This is a genomic window from Acinetobacter sp. WU_MDCI_Abxe161 (genome assembly GCF_025514355.1).
GTDB lineage: Bacteria > Pseudomonadota > Gammaproteobacteria > Pseudomonadales > Moraxellaceae > Acinetobacter > Acinetobacter pittii_E.
The window spans coordinates 55,630-77,572 of the sequence record NZ_JAHPTU010000007.1 but is presented as its reverse complement, the minus strand read 5'-3'; the positions used below and the strand labels follow the sequence as shown (position 1 = coordinate 77,572).

Annotated in this window: 21 protein-coding genes; 14 read left to right on the top strand and 7 right to left on the bottom strand. The window is 40.6% G+C overall.

The annotated features are described in order from the left end of the window. The first annotated feature begins 4 nt into the window (after positions 1-4). From nuoG to KTI78_RS09830, 10 genes are all read left to right on the top strand, one after another. A complete protein-coding gene (nuoG, locus tag KTI78_RS09875) occupies positions 5-2,689 on the top strand; it encodes an NADH-quinone oxidoreductase subunit NuoG (RefSeq protein WP_262445983.1) in 2,685 nt (894 codons plus the stop codon). Between the two features lie 3 nt (positions 2,690-2,692). Further along, positions 2,693-3,709, top strand: a complete 1,017-nt coding sequence (nuoH, locus tag KTI78_RS09870) for an NADH-quinone oxidoreductase subunit NuoH (protein WP_004703499.1) — start codon at positions 2,693-2,695, stop codon at positions 3,707-3,709. Between the two features lie 18 nt (positions 3,710-3,727). Further along, positions 3,728-4,270 (top strand): NADH-quinone oxidoreductase subunit NuoI, encoded by a 543-nt coding sequence (nuoI, locus tag KTI78_RS09865; protein ID WP_002120012.1) that lies wholly within the window; start codon positions 3,728-3,730, stop codon positions 4,268-4,270. Continuing rightward, positions 4,270-4,788: an NADH-quinone oxidoreductase subunit J gene (nuoJ, locus tag KTI78_RS09860; RefSeq protein ID WP_014205902.1), complete on the top strand. Its 519-nt coding sequence runs from the start codon at positions 4,270-4,272 to the stop codon at positions 4,786-4,788. Before nuoI ends, nuoJ begins: the two co-directional genes overlap by 1 nt. Beyond that, complete coding sequence (gene nuoK, locus KTI78_RS09855) at positions 4,788-5,096, top strand: NADH-quinone oxidoreductase subunit NuoK (protein ID WP_000529822.1); 309 nt, start codon at positions 4,788-4,790, stop codon at positions 5,094-5,096. Before nuoJ ends, nuoK begins: the two co-directional genes overlap by 1 nt. Next, positions 5,093-6,982, top strand: a complete 1,890-nt coding sequence (nuoL, locus tag KTI78_RS09850) for an NADH-quinone oxidoreductase subunit L (protein ID WP_224993317.1) — start codon at positions 5,093-5,095, stop codon at positions 6,980-6,982. Before nuoK ends, nuoL begins: the two co-directional genes overlap by 4 nt. 1 nt (position 6,983) lies before the next feature. Next, a complete protein-coding gene (nuoM, locus tag KTI78_RS09845; RefSeq protein WP_002120006.1) occupies positions 6,984-8,582 on the top strand; it encodes an NADH-quinone oxidoreductase subunit M in 1,599 nt (532 codons plus the stop codon). Between the two features lie 2 nt (positions 8,583-8,584). After that, entirely contained in the window at positions 8,585-10,078 is a 1,494-nt protein-coding gene (gene nuoN, locus KTI78_RS09840; RefSeq protein WP_016142090.1) for an NADH-quinone oxidoreductase subunit NuoN, read from the top strand. A 100-nt stretch (positions 10,079-10,178) separates the two neighbouring features. Continuing rightward, positions 10,179-10,814, top strand: coding sequence for a uracil phosphoribosyltransferase (gene upp, locus KTI78_RS09835; protein WP_002120045.1), 636 nt, complete (start codon positions 10,179-10,181; stop codon positions 10,812-10,814). Positions 10,815-10,929: 115 nt separating this feature from the next. Continuing rightward, positions 10,930-11,223 carry a cold shock domain-containing protein gene (locus tag KTI78_RS09830; protein ID WP_016142089.1) on the top strand — a complete coding sequence of 98 codons (294 nt, stop codon included), beginning with the start codon at positions 10,930-10,932 and terminating at the stop codon, positions 11,221-11,223. Between the two features lie 19 nt (positions 11,224-11,242). On the opposite strand, the gene gigC is transcribed toward KTI78_RS09830, so the two are convergent. Then, positions 11,243-12,127, bottom strand: a complete 885-nt coding sequence (gigC, locus tag KTI78_RS09825; RefSeq protein ID WP_224993313.1) for a LysR family transcriptional regulator GigC — start codon at positions 12,125-12,127, stop codon at positions 11,243-11,245. An 86-nt stretch (positions 12,128-12,213) separates the two neighbouring features. Here gigC and KTI78_RS09820 point away from each other — a divergent pair, with 86 nt between their 5' ends. Then, positions 12,214-12,975, top strand: coding sequence for a ferredoxin--NADP reductase (locus KTI78_RS09820; protein WP_262445980.1), 762 nt, complete (start codon positions 12,214-12,216; stop codon positions 12,973-12,975). A gap of 49 nt (positions 12,976-13,024) precedes the next feature. Here KTI78_RS09820 and KTI78_RS09815 read toward each other — a convergent pair whose 3' ends face one another. Continuing rightward, the gene (locus KTI78_RS09815; RefSeq protein WP_171067949.1) at positions 13,025-13,444 is read right to left on the bottom strand and encodes a hypothetical protein; all 420 of its coding nucleotides are present in this window, start codon (positions 13,442-13,444) and stop codon (positions 13,025-13,027) included. Between the two features lie 290 nt (positions 13,445-13,734). Between KTI78_RS09815 and KTI78_RS09810 the strand changes: the two genes are divergently transcribed. From KTI78_RS09810 to KTI78_RS09800, 3 genes are all read left to right on the top strand, one after another. Then, positions 13,735-13,962: a hypothetical protein gene (locus KTI78_RS09810; protein ID WP_005803268.1), complete on the top strand. Its 228-nt coding sequence runs from the start codon at positions 13,735-13,737 to the stop codon at positions 13,960-13,962. 225 nt (positions 13,963-14,187) lie between these two features. Continuing rightward, positions 14,188-15,894 (top strand): mechanosensitive ion channel, encoded by a 1,707-nt coding sequence (locus KTI78_RS09805; RefSeq protein ID WP_262445979.1) that lies wholly within the window; start codon positions 14,188-14,190, stop codon positions 15,892-15,894. 127 nt (positions 15,895-16,021) lie between these two features. Then, positions 16,022-16,192 carry a hypothetical protein gene (locus KTI78_RS09800; protein ID WP_016142085.1) on the top strand — a complete coding sequence of 57 codons (171 nt, stop codon included), beginning with the start codon at positions 16,022-16,024 and terminating at the stop codon, positions 16,190-16,192. A gap of 12 nt (positions 16,193-16,204) precedes the next feature. Here the strand turns inward: KTI78_RS09800 and KTI78_RS09795 are convergent, their stop codons facing one another. The 5 genes from KTI78_RS09795 to KTI78_RS09775 all read right to left on the bottom strand — a co-directional run bounded on the left by KTI78_RS09795 (position 16,205) and on the right by KTI78_RS09775 (position 21,840). Beyond that, a complete protein-coding gene (locus KTI78_RS09795) occupies positions 16,205-17,404 on the bottom strand; it encodes an NAD(P)/FAD-dependent oxidoreductase (RefSeq protein WP_262445977.1) in 1,200 nt (399 codons plus the stop codon). Between the two features lie 117 nt (positions 17,405-17,521). Next, positions 17,522-18,403, bottom strand: coding sequence for a 1-aminocyclopropane-1-carboxylate deaminase/D-cysteine desulfhydrase (locus KTI78_RS09790; RefSeq protein ID WP_262445976.1), 882 nt, complete (start codon positions 18,401-18,403; stop codon positions 17,522-17,524). Between the two features lie 65 nt (positions 18,404-18,468). Then, complete coding sequence (locus tag KTI78_RS09785; RefSeq protein WP_262445975.1) at positions 18,469-19,590, bottom strand: HlyD family secretion protein; 1,122 nt, start codon at positions 19,588-19,590, stop codon at positions 18,469-18,471. A gap of 40 nt (positions 19,591-19,630) precedes the next feature. Next, positions 19,631-21,274 carry an MFS transporter gene (locus tag KTI78_RS09780; RefSeq protein WP_016142081.1) on the bottom strand — a complete coding sequence of 548 codons (1,644 nt, stop codon included), beginning with the start codon at positions 21,272-21,274 and terminating at the stop codon, positions 19,631-19,633. Then, a complete protein-coding gene (locus tag KTI78_RS09775; protein WP_262445974.1) occupies positions 21,271-21,840 on the bottom strand; it encodes a TetR/AcrR family transcriptional regulator in 570 nt (189 codons plus the stop codon). The genes KTI78_RS09780 and KTI78_RS09775 overlap by 4 nt, the downstream gene beginning before the upstream one ends. Between the last annotated feature and the right edge of the window lie 103 nt (positions 21,841-21,943).

The following is a 21,943-nucleotide window of genomic DNA, read 5'->3' as shown; positions in this document are numbered from 1 at the left end:
GACTATGGCTACAATTCATGTCGATGGAAAATCGTATGAAGTCAACGGCTCGGAAAACTTGCTACAAGCATGTTTGAGTCTGGGCATCGACATCCCATATTTTTGTTGGCATCCATCCTTAGGTTCGGTTGGTTCTTGCCGTCAATGTGCTGTTACGCAATATGCGAATCCAGAAGATACGCGTGGTCGTTTGGTCATGTCTTGCATGACACCAGCATCTGACAATACCTATATCTCAATTGAAGACAAAGAAGCAACGGATTTCCGTGCATCTATTGTTGAATTTTTGATGACCAACCACCCGCACGACTGTCCAGTTTGTGAAGAGGGTGGTCACTGTCATTTACAAGATATGACTGTAATGACAGGTCATGACCGTCGTCGCTATCGTTTTACAAAACGTACGCATTACAACCAAGAACTCGGCTCATTCATTGCGCATGAAATGAACCGTTGTATTGCTTGTTACCGTTGTGTTCGTTACTACAAAGACTATGCAGGCGGTACAGATTTTGGTGTTTATGCCAATGCATCTCGTGTTTACTTTGGTCGTCCGGAATCAGGTACTTTAGAGTCTGAATTCTCTGGTAACTTGACTGAAGTATGTCCAACAGGTGTATTCACTGATAAGACTCATTCAGAGCGTTATAACCGTAAATGGGACATGCAGTATGCACCAAGCGTGTGTCAAGGCTGTTCTTCTGGCTGTAACATTTCTCCGGGTGAACGCTATGGTGAAATTCGTCGTGTAGAAAACCGTTTTAATGGTTCAGTTAACCAATATTTCCTTTGTGACAAAGGTCGTTTTGGCACAGGTTATGTCAACCGTGCAGACCGTCCACGTCAGCCACAGTTCCGTAATGGCGAAACTGTTGCAACTGTTTCTGTCGATCAAGCTCTCGATCAAGCGATTGCGAAGCTTCAAGGCAAAAAAGTTTTGGGTATTGGTTCTCCTCGCGCAAGCTTAGAATCAAACTACGCATTACGTGAGCTTGTAGGTCAGGCAAACTACTCAACTGGTATTGCACAAAAAGAGCAAAAGCTTGTTGAACTTGCTGCCTCTATCATGCAAACCGAGGGTATTTACAACCCGAACATGCGTGAAATTGAAAGCTATGATGCTGTTCTGATCTTAGGTGAAGACCTAACTCAAACTGCACCTCGTATGGCATTGTCTGTTCGCCAAGCTGCGAAAAACAAAGCACGCGAAATGGCTGCAAAAACACGTACACCAGATTGGTTGGCTGAGCCTGTACAACGTATTGGTCAAGAAGCAAAATCTCCGGTTTACATTTTAGCTGCAACTCAAACTCGTCTTGCTGACATTGCAACTGGTGAAGTGGTTGCTTCTCCAAATGACATCGCGCGTTTAGGCTTTGCAGTTGCTGCGGCAGTGAGTGGTGAAGTTGTAAGTGGTTTAGATGAAGATGCAAAAGCATTTGCTCAAACCATTGCTGACACTCTAAAAGCAGCAAACAAACCATTAATTATTGCGGGTACAAGCTTGCAAGATGCTTCTATTATGGAAGCTGCTGCACAGTTAACTCAGAACTTAGGTTCTAAAGCTGGTTTAAGTCTTGTAGTTCCTGAAGTGAACTCTATGGGCTTGGCATTGTTTGGTGGTTTAAGCCTTGAACAAGCCTTTGCTCAAGACTACGACACACTGGTTATTGTTGAAAATGACTTGTTCCGTCGCTTACCTGCTGCACAAGTAAAAGCTGCATTAGATAAAGCTGAAACAGTAATTGTGCTTGATCACAGTGAAACTAAAACTGTGAAACAGGCTGATATCGTTCTTTCAGCAGCAAGCTTTGCAGAGGGTGATGGTACTGTTGTAAGCCAAGAAGGTCGTGCACAGCGCTTCTATCAAGTTTACGATCCAAGTTACTACAAACCTGAATACGCAATTAAAGAATCATGGCGTTGGTTACATGCCATTGAAACTGGCATTAAAGGTAAAGCTGTAGATTGGACATTGCTTGACGATGTAATTGAAAGCATCGTGAAAAATGTACCAGTACTCGAAGCTATCCAAGATGTAGCACCTGATGCAGGTTACCGTGTACATGGCTTGAAAATCGCGCGTGAACCACGTCGTTATTCGGGTCGTACAGCAATGCGTGCGCCGTTATCGGTTCATGAGCCTAAACAGCCTACCGATCCAGATTCAGCATTAACATTCTCAATGGAAGGTTATGTTGGTCCGCAAAAAGCATCATCATTAGTACCATTTGCATGGGCTCCGGGTTGGAACTCTCCACAATCTTGGAACAAATACCAAGATGAAGTCGGTGGTCACTTAAAAGGTGGTGATTCGGGTGTTCGTTTATTCGATCGCTTGGCAAAACGCCCTGCACGTAGCTATGTTGCTCCAGTGCCGGTTGTTGCAAACCCTGAAAGTTTCCGCTTAGTACCAATGCATCATATTTTTGGTTCTGGTGAATTCACGATTAAAACACCTGCAATGGAAACTCGTATTCCTGAAGCTGTGTTTGCAGTGGGCGAACAAGATGCAACTCGTTTGAACCTTCAAGAAGGTCAACGCATTACAGTAAAAGCAGGCGAAACGACTGTAAGCTTGCCGGTACAAGTAATTGAATATTTACCTACAGGTTATATTGGTTACCCAGTTGGTTTAGCACCAATGGTGTCACTAGCTGAGCCTGTTTCAGTGGCTTTAGGAGTGTAATTCATGAATCAAGAAATTATACGTCAAACGCCACTTTGGGCTGAGAACTGGCCAATCGCCTACGCTGTAGTTCAAGCAGTTGTGATTTTGCTTGTTGTAGTTTTAGTTGCAGCGTTGATGTCTTTTATTGAGCGTCGTTTACTTGCTTGGTGGCAAGACCGTTATGGTCCAAACCGTGTTGGTCCTGGTGGTATGTTCCAGATCGTTGCCGACATGCTCAAGATCATGTTCAAAGAAGACTGGACACCAAAGTTTGCTGACAAACTTACATTCCGTTTAGCACCAGCTGTTGCAATGGCAACAGCGGTTCTTTCATTCATGGTAATCCCGGTGAGTCCTTCACTAGGTGTTGCCGACATGAGTATCGGTTTGCTGTTCTTTATGGCGATGGCTGGTATTGCTGTCTATGCAGTATTGTTTGGTGGCTGGGCTTCAAATAACAAATACTCATTGCTTGGTGGTTTACGTTCGGCTGCTCAAACCATTTCTTATGAAGTGTTCTTGGGTATCTCATTGATGGGTGTGGTTGCAATTGCAGGCTCATTTAACCTTCGTGAAATTGTTGAAGCACAACGTGATGTTTGGTTTGTTATTCCACAATTCTTAGGTTTCTTGATTTTTGTGGTTGCTGGTGTTGCGGTAACTCACCGTCATCCATTTGACCAACCAGAAGCAGAACAAGAATTGGCTGAAGGTTACCATGTTGAATATGGTGGTATGAAATGGGGTATGTTCTTCGTTGCTGAATATGTCAACGTAGTACTGATCTCTGCATTGATCGTGACTTTATTCTTCGGTGGCTGGTTAGCACCATTCAATTTAGAAATTCCATTTGTTCCGCCAGTATTCTGGTTTGTGATTAAAACAGCATTCTTTGTAATGATGTTTGTTTTGGCACGTGGTTCTTTAATGCGTCCACGTTATGACCAAGTCATGAACTTTGGTTGGAAAATTTGTTTGCCATTGGCGTTGGTCAACTTGTTAGTGACTGGTGCTGTGATTCTGATGAATCAGGCCTAGGACAGCAGGGAGTACAAAATGTATAAATTTCTAGCTGGATTTGGATCAATTGTACGTACGTTACTCATGGTATTTAGCCATGCAACGCGTAAACGTGACACGATTTTATATCCAGAAGTTCCGGCTGAACAGATTGTGCCGCCACGCTTTCGTGGTCGTATCGTATTAACGCGTGACCCTGATGGGGAAGAGCGTTGCGTAGCATGTAACCTATGTGCGGTTGCATGTCCAGTTGGCTGTATCTCATTACAAAAAGCAGAAACAGAAGATGGTCGTTGGTATCCGGAGTTTTTCCGTATCAACTTCTCACGTTGTATTTTCTGCGGTATGTGTGAAGAAGCATGTCCAACAACTGCGATTCAGCTCACCCCAGACTTCGAGTTAGGCGAATACGTACGTCAAGATCTTGTTTATGAGAAAGAAAACTTACTCATTTCAGGTCCGGGCAAATACCCAGACTACAACTTCTACCGTGTAACGGGTATGGCGATTAACGGTAAAGAGAAAGGTCAAGCACAAAAAGAAAGTGCACCAATCGATGTACGGAGTCTATTACCATGATGTGGCCGTTTTATTTGATGGCACTCGTGGCCATCGTTTCTACGGTTCGTGTAGTGACTAACACGAACCCTGTACACGCTTTACTCAGTCTAATTGTTTCATTGCTTGCTGTTGCTGGTATTTTCATGATCGTGGGGGCGCCTTTTGCAGGTGCTCTTGAAATCATCGTCTATGCCGGAGCGATTATGGTTCTGTTTGTCTTCGTGGTGATGATGTTGAATTTAGGTCAACACACCGTTGAACAAGAACGTAAATGGCTTTCTTCAGATGCTTGGGCATATCCAGCACTCATGAGTTTTTTACTCGGCTTGCTTTTAGTTTGGATGCTTGGTGGTGAATACACTACTATTTCAGCACCGCTTGGGGCACAAGTGATTGGACCAAAAGTCGTTGGTCAAGCACTCTTTACTCACTATTTATTATTGGTTGAAGTTGCCGCGATGTTATTGCTAGCAGCCCTTGTTGCAGCATACCACTTAGGTAAACGTGAACCAGGTGCAGAAGAGGAAAAAGAATAATGGGCCAGATTCCTTTAGAACATGGTTTGATTGTTGCAACCATCCTTTTTGCACTCGGTTTTTACGGTGTAATGGTGCGACGCAACCTATTATTTATGTTAATGAGCCTTGAGATCATGATGAATGCTGCAGCATTGGCATTTGTTCTTGCGGGTAGCGTATGGGCACAACCAGATGGACAAGTAATGTTCATCCTGATTTTGACCCTTGCAGCAGCAGAGGCATGTATCGGTCTTGCGATTGTCCTTCAGTTCTATCATCGCTTCCATCATTTGGATGTGGATGCTGCTAGTGAGATGCGCGGATGAGTTATTTATATCTAACAGTATTATTTCCGCTAATCGGTTTTATTTTATTGGCGGCGGGACGAGACAAACTCTCTGAAAACGTTGCAGCAGTTATTGGTGTAGGTTCTGTAGGTTTATCTGCATTATTTGCACTCATTGCTGGAATGGCATTTACCACGAGTGGACAGCAAGTTTTTGTTCAAAACTTGTGGACATGGTTCAATGTTGGCGGTTTTGCCCCTGGCATTAGCTTACATCTAGACGGCTTATCTTTACTCATGATGGGCATGATCACGGGTGTTGGTTTCTTAATCCACATCTTTGCGTCATGGTACATGCGTGGTGAAGAAGGCTATGCGCGTTTCTTCTCTTATTTCAACCTATTCGTTGCCAGCATGCTTGTGCTTGTATTGGGTGACAACTTGGCGTTGTTATTCTTGGGTTGGGAAGGCGTAGGTCTTTGCTCTTACTTGCTGATCGGTTTTTATTATGCAAACCCTGCAAATGGTTGGGCAGCGATCAAAGCGTTTACAGTGACCCGCGTTGGTGACGTATTCTTGCTTATTGCTTTATTCTTGCTTTACCAACAATTTGGTACGCTAAATACTCAGTACATCGTTGAACACGCAGCAGAAGTAATGACGAAGAGCTCGTCACTTACCATCTGGACTGCATTAATGTTGTTCTTAGGTGCTGCTGGTAAATCTGCTCAAATTCCATTGCAAACATGGTTGGCAGATGCGATGGCAGGTCCAACACCTGTTTCTGCATTGATCCACGCTGCAACAATGGTAACGGCTGGTGTGTACTTATGCTGTCGTCTATTCAGCGTATTTGAACTTGCTCCTGAAGTGATGCAATTCATTTCAGTAACAGGCGCAGTCACTTTGTTAGTTGCAGGTTTTGCTGCACTCGTTCAAACAGACATCAAACGTATCTTGGCTTACTCAACAATGAGTCAGTTGGGTTATATGTTTATGGCTGTAGGTGCGGAAGCTTATCAAGCTGGCTTGTTCCACATGTTGGCTCACGCATTCTTTAAGGCATTATTATTCTTGTCTTCTGGTGCGGTTATTCTGGCTTACCATCACGAGCAAAACATTTTCAAAATGGGTGGTTTGTTCAAACGTAACAAATTCCTGTTTGCTTGTTTCGCGATTGGTGGCGGTGCATTAGCAGCGATTCCATTCTTGACTATCGGCTTCTTCTCTAAAGATGCGATTCTTGGTGAAGTTTGGGTACAAGGTCAATCAGTTGCCCTATATCACACCTTATATTGGGTGGGTGTAGCAGGTGCATTCCTGACTTCAATCTATACATTCCGTTTAATCTGGGTTGTATTCTTTGGTCAAGAAAACACGCCTTACCATGAAATTAAGGGTGCAACTTACTGGGCTCCATTGGGTATTTTAGCTGTATTGTCTACTTTTGTAGGTGCAATCTTAAAAGCTCCAGTAGCAGGTATTCTGAATACTGCAAAAATTCCTGAATTCCATGTAGCTGAACAATTTGTAGAAGGCATGCATGGGGCAGAGCATTTAGCGGTAGGTATTGCGCTAGTTGGTCTAGTTGTTGGTATAGCATTATTTACATTTGCTTATGGTGCAGTGAAATCATTTGCTCAAACAAGTTTGGGTTCAGGTTTGGCACATATTTGCCGTACCGCTTTTGGTTTTGATGCGTTGTATGACATCGTTTTTGTTAAACCTTATTTATTCTTCGCCAAAATCTTTGGCCGTGATCCGATTGACGGTTTGTGGTTGGTTCTTCCTGCACTTGTGAAAGGCGGAAACAGTTTTACAAGCTCACGTCAAACAGGTTCATTGCGTGAATACGCATCAAGCATGTCACTCGGTGTAGTGGTGTTATTGATGATCTTGATCGTTATTCAGGTAGTGGGGAAATAAAATGGAAAACAATTTAATTTTACCCGCGCTGATCCTTGTTCCGTTCATTGCCGGTTTTATTTGTTGGTTAGTCGATAAACTCGACAAAACTTTGCCACGCTGGATTGCCTTAATTGGTATGCTCATTACTTTGGGCTTGGGTCTTGCGCTTTGGCAAAGCGGAACTTATAGCTACGAGTTGGGTTCTAAAATCCCAACTTGGTCTGCTGAGTTCTATTTACCGTGGATTCAATCACTCGGTATTGGCATTCACTTAGCTGTGGATGGTTTATCTTTACTCATGGTGTTATTAACAGCGTTACTTGGTGTACTTGCTGTTGGTTGTTCATGGGGAGAGATTCAAAAGAACGTTGGTTTCTTCCATTTAAACCTCTTATGGAGTTTAGGTGGCGTTATCGGTGTATTCTTAGCGATTGACTTGTTCTTGTTCTTCTTCTTCTGGGAGATGATGCTTGTACCAATCTACTTCTTGATTGCGTTATGGGGTCATAAAGGTTCAAACGGTCGTTCACGTGTTTACGCTGCGACTAAGTTCTTCCTTTACACGCAGATCGCTGGTCTAGTGATGTTAATCGGTATCCTTGGTCTTGTGGTTTATGGCTACATGATGACAGGCATGATCGGTTTCGATTACAACTATTTATTAGCTGTAGCTAACCATTTACCTGCGGGCTTAGCATACGGTTTCATGATCTGTTTCTTCATCGGTTTTGCGGTGAAGTTACCAGTATTCCCATTACACGGTTGGTTACCAGATGCGCATGCTCAAGCACCTACAGCAGGTTCTGTAGACTTAGCGGGTATCTTGATTAAAACAGCTGCGTATGGCTTACTTCGTTTTGTTATTCCATTCTTCCCGACAGCTTCTGCACAATTTGCAGACATTGCGATTATTTTCGGTTTGATTGGTATTTTCTACGGCGCATGGTGTGCTTACCAGCAAACTGACATGAAACGTTTACTTGCGTATACGTCGATTTCACACATGGGCTTTATCTTACTTGCGATCTACGCAGGTAACATTTTGACCTTCCAAGGTCTAATGATCATGATGTTGGCACATGGTTTGTCATCAGCTGCATTGTTCATTATGTCTGGTCAAATCTACGAACGTTTACATACACGTGATTTACGTTTAATGGGTGGTCTTCGTGGCCAGCTTCAGTACTTGCCATTTTTCTTAATGTTCTTCGTTGCTGCTCTTGTAGGTGTGCCGGGTCTAGGTAACTTTATTGGTGAATTCCTGATTTTGATGGGTTCATTTAATAAATATCCTGTCTTCACGATTCTTGCTTCTATCAGCCTTGTATTCGCAGGTTTATATGGCTTGATCTTGATTCACCGTGCTTTGTTTGGTGAACCAAATCCTGAACAAAAGCAACATTACACTAGTCCATTGAAAGACTTATCTGCTCGTGAAGTTGGTATTTTGATGATTTGTGCGATTGGTCTCGTTTGGCTTGGTATCTACCCACAAACATTCTTGGATGTATCTCATTCAAGCATGCAGTGGTTAGTCAATAGTTATGTGCCAGTACAAGAAGTCGTTGAAACTGTTCAGCAAACAGCTACTCAACTTGACCATGTGGAGATCCAATAATCATGAACTTCACAGTATCATACTCTACGCTTATGCCTTTAACTCCGGTGATGATTGTTGCTTTGACAACAATCGTCGTCATGTTGTTAATTTCTATTAAGCGTAATCATAATTTAATCGCAACGACTTCTGTTGTTGGTTTAAACCTCGCTGCACTTTATATTTTATTTGCAGTATTTGGCGGTAAGTTTGTACCGGCAAATGTGATGGGCATGTTTATGGTTGATCCATTTACCATGTTCTATCAATTTATGATTTTGATTGCGGCATTGGCTTGTTGTACTTTGTCCCACGCCTATATCGAAACTTATAAAGACAACCGCGAAGAGTTATACCTTTTGTTACTTGCTTCAGTAGCAGGTGCAATGTTGATGGTTGCAAGTTCTCACTACGCGTCGTTCTTCATTAGCCTTGAGTTAATGTCGATTCCTGTGTATGGCTTACTTGCTTATACGTATCAACGTAGTAATTCACTTGAAGCGGGTATTAAATACCTTGTACTTTCAGCAACAGCTTCTGCAATGTTGTTGATGGGTATGGCATATATCTATGCATATACTGGTTCGCTTTCATTCTATGATTCTGTACAAGCATTATTTGAAGCAATCAAACAGCCAATGGTGTTATTAGGTTTAGCACTTATTATCTTTGCTGTTGCATTTAAATTGTCGCTTGCGCCGTTCCATAAATGGACACCGGATGTATATGCAGGTGCACCAGCACCAATGGCAACTTTCTTAGCAACTGCTGCTAAAGTTGCAACAATTGGTTTATTCGTGCGCTATATGCTTGCTTCGGGCGCAATGATGGTGAACTCGTTAGTAACTATTTTGACAATCATTGCTGTATTGTCGATTTTGGTTGGTAACTTACTCGCTGTTCGTCAAGTTAACTTAAAACGTATTCTTGGTTATTCATCTATTGCTCATTTTGGTTATTTGTTAATTGCTTTAATTAGCATGACTTATGCAAGCTTGGGCAGTGTAACTGTATATGTGGTGTCTTATGTATTAACAACTATCGGTGCCTTTGGTGCGGTAGCGTTAATGTCTAGCCCATATAACAACGTAGATGAAGCACAAAGTCTTGCAGACTACCGTGGTTTGTTCTGGCGCCGTCCAGTACTTACAGCAACTTTAACAGTCATGATGTTGTCTTTGGCTGGTATTCCATTAACAGCAGGCTTTATTGGTAAGTTCTTGGTGGTAATGGCAGCTGTAACAACTCAACACTGGTTCTTAGCTGCAATGATTATTGTGGGTAGTGGTATTGGTTTGTACTATTACTTACGTGTGATGGTTGTCATGTATATGACACCACCAGAAACTCCTCGTATTGATGCAGATGCTCATTGGGGACAAAAAGTGGGTGGTTTAATGGTATTGGCTGCTGCTGCATTAGTTATTATTTTGGGTGTTTACCCAGATCCAATGATTAATTTGGCATTAAAAGCAGAAATTTTATCTCCATTACATTTCATGCTTTCACAACAGTAAGTCTGGTGTACAAAAAAGCCTCCAAAACTGGAGGCTTTTTTTTATTGAGCATTAAAAAAAGATTATAATAAATACGTTTTTATATTTTTAGGTAACATCTGTGGCCATTCAAGAAATTCGTCACCCACTTATTCGTCATAAATTAGGTTTGTTACGTCGTGCTGATATCAGTACCAAGAACTTCCGTGAGCTTGCTCAGGAAGTGACTATGTTATTGACGTATGAAGCAACAAAAGATTTACCAGTTGTGGATTGCGAAATTGATGGATGGGCTGGAACTGTTACTACACAGCGTATTGCTGGTAAGAAAATAACGATTGTACCGATTTTACGTGCCGGAATTGGTATGTTGGATGGTGTACTTAACCTAATTCCAAGCGCAAAAGTGAGTGTTTTAGGTCTTGAGCGTAATGAGGAAACTCTAGAAGTTCGTACTTATTATAAAAAACTAGTTCCAGATGTCGCTAACCGTCTTGCGATGATTATTGATCCAATGTTGGCAACAGGTAATTCTTTAGTTGCTGCTATTGATGTGTTAAAGGCGAGTGGGTGTAAAGATATCCGTGTTATGGTGTTAGTTGCCGCTCCAGAAGGTGTTGCTAAAGTTGAAGCAGCTCATCCAGATGTGCAAATTTATACAGCATCTATTGATAATGGCTTAAATGAACAAGGTTATATTGTTCCTGGCTTGGGCGATGCTGGTGATAAAATTTTTGGTAGTGTACAAAAAGATTAATTTTTTGAAATCGTAATAAAAAGAGACTTCATTAAACCGTATAATTTTAAAACGGAATCGTGAGTCTCTTTTTTATTTACCGCAACAACTGGATTGGAAAAGTAGGGGAAAGATCATGAAGCAAGAGTTTTATACTGGATGGGTAAAACAATATAACCCTGATAAAGGGTTTGGTTTTATTGAAACTACTGAAGGAGATATTTTCTTTCATATTTCTGATTTCCCTGCATCAGAGGGCGAACCGAAAAGAAATGAAAAAGTAAGATTTCTTGCCGCAGATAATCAGGGCAAATTTAAAGCGATCAAAATTGAGCGTGTTGACCCAAATCCTGCGAAAACCAAGAAAAATAAAATTGCGAATCACAATAAAGCGATCACAAGCGAATTGTTGTCAAATTTTCGACGTTAATGAATGAAAAGATCAGGTTTTAAACCTGATCTTCACAAAATTGTAAGAATGCTTTGAGGCCTGGACCCTGATACTTTTGACGGTGTACCAACATATAAAGTGGGCGGGTAAGCTGCCAGAAAGGTGTATTTAAGATCACTAATTGACCCTTTTCTATTAGAGGTTCAATAGCAAGTTTAGAAATACATGACATACCTAAACCACCAGCAACAATTTTTAAGATTGCTTCATTGTGACCAAGGGTGAGGCGAATATTCGCGTCTGGTAGATCTTGCAATATAGCGTTATCAAATACTTCACGCGTTCCTGAACCTTCTTCACGTAAAATCCATTCGACTTGAAGAAAATCATGAGCTGTTAAAGGTCTATTTAAGCGTGCTAATGGATGATTTGGGGAACAGCATACTGCAAGCTCATCATCACGCCAATGGATACATTGGAGCTGAGGTAAATGACATGATCCTTCAATTAAAGCTAAATCAAGTTGGAATTGATTAACTGCTTCAATCATTTGGCGTGTATTGCCCACTTGTAATTGTAAATGTGCTTTAGGATGATGCTGTAAAAAGTTTGCCATTAAATCTGGCATGAGGTAATCACTAATCGTTAAAGTGGCCCCAATACGTAAATCAATGCTTTGCAATTCACCTTTTGCAGCTTGTTCAAAAGCTTCACAGCGACCTAATATTTCTAGGGCTTGTGGTAATAGAAAGCGACCTAAATCATTAAGCTGTAATCGTTTACCTAAACGATCAAATAGAGGAGCACCAAGGCCATCCTCTAAATCTGCTAAAGCCATACTTGCTGCACTTTGCGTCAGTCTGACCGCATCACTGGCTTTAGTGACAGTTCCTTCTTGAGCGACTGCTACAAAAACAGCCAACTGGCGTAATGTCATGCGCATGTTTAAAAAGCCTTAACGTTTAAAAGTATTCATTATTTCGGCTGTCATGCTAACATGAGCGCACTATTTCATGCCACGTTGAAATCATGTCAATTGAAAAATTTAGCGTAGAAAAAGTTTTATCAGTACACCGCTGGACCCCAACTCTTTTCAGTTTCACCATGACTCGCCCTGCTCATTTTAAATTTACGGCTGGGCAATTTGCACGTATTGGGTTGAAAGTTGGAGAGGAGCTTGTTGTTCGTGCTTATTCGGTTGTCTCCTCACCATTTGATGAAACGCTTGAATTCTTTTCGATTGTAGTGCCCGACGGCGCATTTACATCAAATCTTCAACATCTAAAAGTAGATGATGAGCTTTACTTAGAAAAAATACCTTATGGCTATTTGACCTTAGCTCGCTATCAACAACCTTTACCGCATGATTTATGGTTACTGGCAACAGGTACAGGTTTAGCTCCATTTTTATCGATGCTACAAGACTTTGAAACTTGGACTAATTATCAAAAGATTAATTTGGTTTACAGTGTCCGTACTGAAGCTGAATTAGCGTATGTCGTTCGTATTCAAGAGATTGCTGAAACTTTTGGAGAAGGGCACAATGGTTTTAAATTTATTTCAATTATTACCCGTGATCCATCTGCACCGTTACATGAGCGTTTACCAATTTTGATTGAAAATGGTGAACTAGAAAAATCTGCTGGTATAGAACTGAACCCTGCCACTAGCCATGTCATGCTTTGCGGAAATCCGCAAATGGTAGATGACACTAAAGAGGCTTTAAAACGACGTGGTTTGACGATGAATCGTCGAGGTGAGGGAAATATTGCGGTAGAAAATTACTGGTAATAAATCTTATTTTGGAATTACTTAAAAATTAATTTTATGGATATGTTTATTAGTGGACAAACATATCCATAAATTCGCGAATTTCTGCGATTGCACTATCTACATCAGTTGAAAGCCAAGTTGGTTCAAAAAGACCTGCATAATGTTCCAAACGATCTTGAGGGACAACTAAGCGAACAGGGCAGTCTTCTTCAAGCAAACGCCAAGGTAAAATCGGAACTTCATTATCCAAAAAAATATTGATATTACGAATATCAACAATCATGGCATTAATGCAGTCAGGAAACGGCATGACGGAAAATTCTTCAGTACGGCGACGAAAATACTCTAAATCACCCCATTTGAGTTCATAACTTGGTTTATTAAATTCAATAATACCAATGAGATGTTCGTCTCTCGTCTGATGTAAATAACATTGATGTGTGACGTCAGTGTCGAGATCAAGTGTTACGTTTTGCTGACGATACATCATAAAATAGAGCAGCTTTAAAACAAGGGGGCTTATTATAGCCTATTTTATAAAAAGTGAGCGCTAAAACATATTGTATTACAAATAGAACATTGAAGAAGCTGGGGCATAACTCATCATTATTTTTTAAGGGTAAAATAATTTCGCCTAAATTTTATACTGTTTTTATGATTTTAATAGTAGAGTTTTGCAACCACAGACACCTTAGCATAATGCTTTTTCACACAATGCAACAAACCAAATTGCTATGATGATTATAAAGTTAATGATAAAAGAAGAGGGGAAAGAAGATGCATGATTTTTCAAAACCACCTCATGTGACGAGTCCTGAAGAAACTGCGAAAAAAAGAAGATTGCCAGTTTACATTTTAATTATTGTTGGGCTTTTTCTTATTGCATTGATCGTCTACATGGTTGCTGATCACAGCAAAACACCTAAAGAAGAAGCCGCTTTTCAACATGAGGCCACACCACATGTCATTAAGAGCACTTCAGATTTAAATATTTATAAAGGGTAATAAGCTAACCAGTATATCTTTATAGAAAGCCTTTAGGACGTGACCTGAAGGCTTTTTTTGCAACCTTTTGCATCAATTTGTTGTATTTATGCAGAACTGTGTTGATTAGAAAATATTCAAAACATAAGGTGAGATAGACCGCATTCATCGTCATTTTTAACAACGAAAAGTGTTTTTCATTATTGATAGCACTGAAAAGAACATAACAATTGAGGACATAACAATATGAATGAATTTTTTGATGGGCCTCGCGGCGCTCAGTTTGATGCGATGTATTACTGGGATCAGTTTCATCCTATTTTAGCTGCAATCGTCATCTTACTGGTAGGCTGGATAATTGCTTTATTGGTTGCGGCAGGTGTTAAAAAACTCCTGCAAAAGGTAAATACCAATGCAAAATTATCTTCAGCGACTGGGCGTACTCCAAATATAGAAGGCCTTATTTCAAAAGTCGTATTCTGGTTTATTTTAATCTTAGCTGTTGTCGCAGCTCTCAATGTACTTAACATTAGTGGAGTAAGTGGCCCGTTCAGCAATATGGTGAATCAGGTACTCGTCTATATTCCAAATATTATTGCTGCTGTTGTGGTAGGTTTTATTGGTTGGATCGTTGCTCGACTGGTGCGAGCAGGGGTGACCAATGTCTTATCGCGAACTCAACTCGATGATAAGTTAAGCAGCGAAGTGGGTGTAGGTGGAATTAGCCAAAATATTGGTGAAATTCTTTACTGGCTTGTATTGTTACTTTTCCTTCCGATTGTTCTTTCAATACTAGGATTAACAGGCTTACTGATTCCAGTTCAAAATATGGTAAATGACGCCGTAGCGTTCTTACCAAATATCTTTATCGCTGGCGTTATCGTTTTTGTTGGTTATATCTTGGCAAAAATTGTACGTGGTATTGTTGAAGGTTTGGTAAATAGCTTAGGTGTTCAGGCTCAAGCTGAAAAAATTGGTCTTTTCAAAAGCTCTAACGTAGGCAAATTCTTAGGTTCATTTGTTTTTGCAATCATCATTATTACCACGTTGATTGTGGCGTTTGAAGCTTTAGGCATTGAGACAATTTCTCAGCCAGCGACAGCAATGCTCAATGAAATCTTGCAGGCAATTCCAAATATTATTGCTGCTGGTTTAATTCTGCTGGTTGCTTATATTGTTTCTCGTTTTGTTGGCCGCTTAGTCGCTGAATTAATTGCAGGTACAGGCGTTGATGAAATTCCTGCAAAATTAGATGTACAACGCTTTTTAGGTGAAACTAAAGTTTCTAATGCAGTTGGCTGGCTAATTGTATTCTTTACCATGCTGTTTGCAGTTTCTGAAGCTGCGGATCGTCTTGGTTTCGATCAGATTAGTGGTCTAATCGCAATGTTTATCCATTTCGGTGCAAACATTCTATTGGGCGCAGTAATCTTGGTTATTGGTTTCTGGCTTGCCAATGTTGTGGCAAACGTAGTTCAACGTGGTGAATATAATAGCTCGCGTTGGTTGGGTAGTTTAGTTCGTGTGCTAATTATTGGTCTAGTACTTGCGCTTGGTTTAAGAGCGATGGGTATTGCGGATTCAATCGTTAATCTTGCATTTGGTTTAACTCTAGGCGCAGTTACAGTTGCTTTCGCTCTTGCATTTGGTTTAGGTGGTCGCCAACCAGCTGAAAGACTATTGAGTGATTTGTTAGATAAAGCTAAAAAAGAAGCGAATGAACCAAATCCTCTGTATCAACCACCTTCTACTACCACTACGAGCACTCCATCTGCCAGTAGTTCATCTGCAACGACTACTTCGTCAACATCTACAGTTGCACCGACGACAACTACAACTTCACCGTCAACCGTGTCATCTGACGCAAAACCCGCTGATTCTGCGCAAGTAAATCCAGCACAACCACCAGTAAATAAACCGTTTGGATCTACTGGAGAAAATGACGAAATTTAGTAGATGAAACTAATTTTCAGATAAACAGTACAAAAAATCTTTGATTTTTGTGATAAGTTCGACCACTCTATATTGAGTGGTCGTCCTTTTTTGGCCGTTATAAAAACAAATAAGTGAGGAAAATACGATGAAGAAACCAGGTCGTTTTTTAGCACCGATTGTCATTGCGGGAATTACCGTAGGTTTTTTAGCAAGTGCTTATAAATTTGTCTTTAACAAATCTAATTCATCAAAACAGACAACAACTCATACGCGTAATTCTGAAAATTCGTCAAATGATTCGAAAGCATCAAATTAGCTTCTTTGTCATTTAAACATATTGTGCTGCTGCATAAGCGGAAGACCAAGCCCATTGGAAGTTATAACCTCCTAAGTGGCCAGTCACATCAAGTACTTCGCCAATAAAAAACAGCCCTTTTTGCTTTTTACTTTCCATGGTTTTGGAAGATACTTCAGTTGTATCCACTCCACCTAAAGTAACTTCGGCAGTACGATATCCTTCTGTACCTGATGGTTTGACAGTAAAACCATGTAGTTGCTCGGCAATATGATCTAACAGTGCATCACTGATATTACCAATCGCTGTTTCACTCTGCTCGCTCCAGATGAGTTGCTGTAACTCTTGGACAATACTTTTCGCGGTAAACTCGCTAAGAAGGGTACGTAATAGAACTTTGGGTTGCGCTTTCTTTTTATCTTTTAAATAAGTTGCTAAATCTTGGCTTGGGAAAAAGTCAATTTTGAAGCTTTCTCCCGAGTTCCAATAGTTTGAAAGCTGCAAAGAACTTGGTCCACTTAAACCACGATGCGTAAATAATAATGCTTCAGTAAAGCTATTTTTCGAGTTACTGAGGGTCACATCTAAAGCATTACCACTTAGACGTGTAGTGACCTCTTTAATATGATCTGAAAAAGTAAATGGAACTAAACCTGCACGAGTTGGGTAAACCTGATGTCCAAACTTTTGTGCCAGTTCATAGCCAAACCCAGATCCCCCGAGAGTCGGAATAGATAAGCCGCCTGTAGCCACCACTAATGACTCGCAACTAAACCGACCTTGGTTTGTGTGTACAGTAAAGCCGCCTTGTTCTAATGGGTCAATCTGGACAGCTTCGCATTGGGTTTGAATATCAACATTGTTGGTTTTATTGCATTCACTCACCAGCATTTCTAAAATTTCTTTAGCGCCATTTAGCGTGAATAACTGTCCGTGTTTTCGTTCTTCATAAGCAATTTTATAATCACATACCAAACCAATAAAGTCCCAGTTGCTATAGCGTGATAGGGCAGAAATAACAAAGTGTGGATTATGAGAAATATAGTTGTCAGGCTCTACATACAAGTTAGTAAAGTTACACTTACCGCCGCCTGACATTAAAATCTTTTTACCAATTTTATTGGCTTTTTCTAAAATTAAAACCGAGCGCCCTCGTTTAGCAGCATGTGCAGCCAACATGAGTCCAGAAGCACCTGCACCTAAGACAATGACATCGACATGACTGTTAGACATAAGAGATTCTCGATTAATCGTGAAAATTTAAAAGGGGCATATACTATCATGCCGAGCCTTAGTCATGCTAAAGACATTTACTGCTATGGGGAATAATACGACCTGAACATAAGTAAGTTATTGATGTGATTTATTTCTTATATCTGCCTGTAAACCACCAGAATGGATTGCCAGAATGCGAGCTCCCTCAGCAAAGTAATTATTTTTTATAAGATCAAACAGACCAAACATCATCTTTCCCGTATAGATCGGTTCAAGTGGTACGGCATGTTGCTCTTCAAAATTTTCTATAAATGCCAATAGCTCGGGTGAGGTTTTTGCATATCCGCCACAGCAGTATGCATCGGTGAGCGACCAATTTTGTTTTTTGGTCCACTGCCGAATTTCTTGTTGTAAAAAATCACCTTTTAAAGCCGAAAATCCTAAAACCTTTTGATGCGATGCACTTCGCTCAATGAGCCCTGAAATCGTTCCGCCAGTTCCCACTGCACAGCAAATTACATCATATTGCTCTAAATCGCTTTGACTGAGAATTTCCTGACAACCTTGAACTGCCAGTTCATTAGTACCACCTTCAGGAATAATGAAAGTTTCAGGAAATTGATGGTGTAACTGTTGAAGATAGTTGGCATCATTTCGTAATCGATATTCATGGCGTGAGACAAAATGTAGCTGCATTCCTAAGCTTTGGACTCTTGCTAAGGTTGGATTAAGAGGTTTGTCAGCTAACTCTTCTCCACGAATAATGCCTATACTTTTTAAACCAAAAAGATGAGCTGCATAGGCAGTTGCGGCAATATGATTGGAATAAGCCCCACCAAAAGTCAAAATACTTGATAAATTTTGTTGTTTTGCAGCAAGCAAATTGTATTTCAATTTGAAAAACTTATTACCCGAAATTTGAGGATGAACTAAATCTAATCGCTTAATGTCGAGATAAACAGATGAGGGGAGTTCAATGTGTTGGCAGGAGATAGGCTGGGCAATGTGATCAAACATTAGAAATTGAGAAAAATAATGATTGATCACATTGTAGCTTTTTAAATAGAGCTTTAAAAAGCTGTTTACGAACTTGTATCGACAGAAGTAACCACTGACATGCCAGGGCGTAAATGTTCCATTCCTTCCTGATTTGGATCAATGGTAATACGTACCGCAATTCGTTGAACCACTTTGGTAAAGTTTCCTGTTGCATTATCAGGCTTTAATACACTGAACTCAGAACCCGCGGCAGGTGAGATTTGTTCAACATGCCCTGTAAATTTTTTATGTTTCATGGCGTCGACTGTGAACCATGCTTTTTGACCAATTCGCATATTAGCAATTTGGGTCTCTTTGAAGTTAGCGATTACCCAAGTTTGCTGTGGGATGAGGTAGAGTAATTGGGAGCCTGCTGCTACATATTGCCCAACACGAGGGTTCACCTCACCAAGTTGTCCATCCATTGGAGCAACAATGACACTGTAGTCTTTGGTAGTTTGTGCCTGATCTAATTGTGCTTTAGCGCTGGAAACTTGTGCTTCTAAACCTGCTTCTGCGACTTGTGCCGTTTTAAGCGCTTCTTTCGCAACTAAAACATTAGCCTCTGCCTGTTTAAGTGCTGCAAGGTTATTTTCAGCATCTGCTGCAGCTTTATCTTGTTCAGATTTAGAGGCTGCTCCGCTATTTCCTAACTGTTGATAGCGTCTAAGTTGGGCTAAAGAGAGATCATATTGAGCTCTAACTTGTTCAACTTTGGCTTGTGCAGCCACAATATCAGCTTGTTTTTGAGCAATGGACTGGGTTTGATTGGCTAAAGTATTTTTAGCTTGTTCAACCCCTGAGGCCGCTTGCGCTACTTTTTGGTCGTAAGTAGTGGCATCGATATGCATGAGCACTTGACCCTTTTTGACATGGTCAAAGTCCTTAACAACTACATCCTTTACGTAGCCATTAATTTGTGACGATAAAATCGTTGTCTTACCTTTTACATAACTATTGTCAGTTTGCTGAACACTCGTTGCAAAAGGTCCGATTCTCCATGCCCATAAAATCACTAAAATACCGACAATAAGAACACCTAACATCCATAATAAAGTTGAGCGTTTTGTCGGAATTAGTTTACTTGCAGGTGCAGGTGCAGGTGTTGGCTCGTTGGCAGGTGCCTGAGCAGGGGTTTGTTCCAGTTTGTTTTGATCATCTGACATATATCAATCTCAATTTCTATTTCATCAATAATGAAAGCCATTAAGGACGGCTAATTCCTCTACGTTGTAAATATTTACTTCGTGCAATATTAAAACCACCCCACAAGAGTAGTGCGACAGCAAAAATACCGTTTAATGCAATTACATCATTGTAGGCACGCACTTGGGCTTCACGAGTGACCACTTGATTAAGTGAACGCATGGATTGGGCTGTTTGTAATGCTGGGTCAGTCGTAGTAACTGATGCACTGTGTTGATAGGTAGAGAGTCTTTGAGCGACTAGAGGGTCTGCTTGTTCTAAATCTTTAATAATCTCGGCTTGATAGTTTTGCGTGCGGTGTTGTTGATAGGTTGAAAAGAATGAAGACCCGACAAGACCACCGAAAGTTTGGGTTGCAGAAAATAATACGATAAAGGTGACGACATAAGATGGACCTTTAGCAAGTGTCTGTGCAAAGCCAATAAGCAGTAATGGGCCAATAAATAGACCACCAGCAAAGCCGACTAAAAATTGGCTTGCAAAGAAATTCACAGGTCGGACATCACTGGTTAGGTGATAATCTAGTCCACAGGCAACTAAAATTAAAAACTCTGCAAAAAGTAAATGGAAGATAATTCTTTCGCGTGAAAAAGTCAGGGCACTAAAAAGAGTTCCACTTAAAATCCCCACCAAGATGACAACATAGAGTGGAACAAATTGGTCTGGACCCATCCCCATTGTTTTTAAGAAGTTAACTGCTGCATAGCTTTGTTCTGACATTAAAAGTCGAATGGCAAAGGCACCAAAAATGAAACGTAGGGTGGAAGCGGCACCTAACCAGCGTGTCATAATTAATGGATTGGCGCGATAGTGTTCATAGAGCAACCCAAGAACAACTAAGCTAAAACCTGCAATTAATACATAAGCAAGCCACTGGCTATTAAACCACCATAAAATTGGACCTTGTGTGAGCACAATACATAAACAAGCAAAGCCGGGAGCGAGTAAAGCAAAGGTGAAAAAATCTTGCTTCTCAAAAACATAAATTCGTAAGCTACGTGGTAACTTCAATGAAACAACCATGGCTAAACAACAAAGTGCTAAGCCGAGCTCAAATGTATATAGAACAGACCAACTGTCTGTATTTACAAGAAATGGAGAAATAATCCAAGCCAATGGTACGCCGAGTTGCTGAAAGCCGAAGGCGATATATATTCCTTTTGCCATGTCTGCTTTTTTAAAAGCTTGCATGGTGTAATACATGCCTAATGAGCTCAGTGGCGCGCCAGCTAAACCGGCCACAACCCGAGCAAATAGCGCCATTTCATAGGTATGCACAAAAATATGCAAGACCAGAACTGCAATAAAAATCACGAGTCCTATTTCTGAAAATACTCTCAGTCCATACTGTTGTCTGGCTTTAAATAAAATTAGGTTTGAGCTAACGTTTGCCATAACATAGGCCGCAGGTAGCCAAGCAGCCTCGGAAGGCGTCAGTCCATACTCACCTTGAATTAAAGGTAAATTTGCCGTAATAAAACCATTACTTAAGCTTGCTGAAAGAGCGACAAATAAACCGATAAAAAAATAAATAAACCGTTTAGGTACAGAATGTGCAATAGCTGCCGGTGAACCTGGTAAAGTCGGTTGTTCTTCTGGCGTCCAGTCGGGTGGTGTTTCTAAATAACGAGGCGTTTTACTCATTCTATCCCTCGAATTTTTTGTATTTGAATACCTTGAAACAGTAATTCAATTGCTCGTTTTGCTAAGCGAGTCTGTTCTTCTGTTTCATGTCCTTGAAATGAAGAACCCAACATTGCAGTGACCATTGCATAGTCATCAGCAGTTAGATCAGCTCGGCACAATTTTTGTTCTATCGCATTTTCAATCAGTGGGTTAAGTGCATTATTCCGCCGTTCATAAATTTTTAACATAATTGGATCTTGTCGATCAATCACTCTCCAAAAATCTTGCAAAATTGCAAGCTTAGGAAGTTGTCCAATATGTCCTTCAATTAAACGAAATAAACCATCCTCGAATTGTTGAAAATAAGCTGCTTTTTGCTCTAGCTGTGTAATCGCACGTTCTAAAAGAGCGGTAATTAAAGCTTTGCGATCACTAAAGTTACGATAGAACGTTGCTCTGCCGACACCAGCATGATCAATTACAACCTGTAAAGGCACGTTAATACCATGAATACGAAAGCATTCTTCGGCTGCATTGAGTAATTCATCCCGATTCTGGGCAGCAATTTTTTGACGTTTACTCATGTCATTGGTTGGAGAGTTTTAAAGGTTATATATTTAACGGACATTTTTGTCCGTTGTGAAGATATAAATTGTAAAAACATGAAAATTCAATTTTCATCATTTA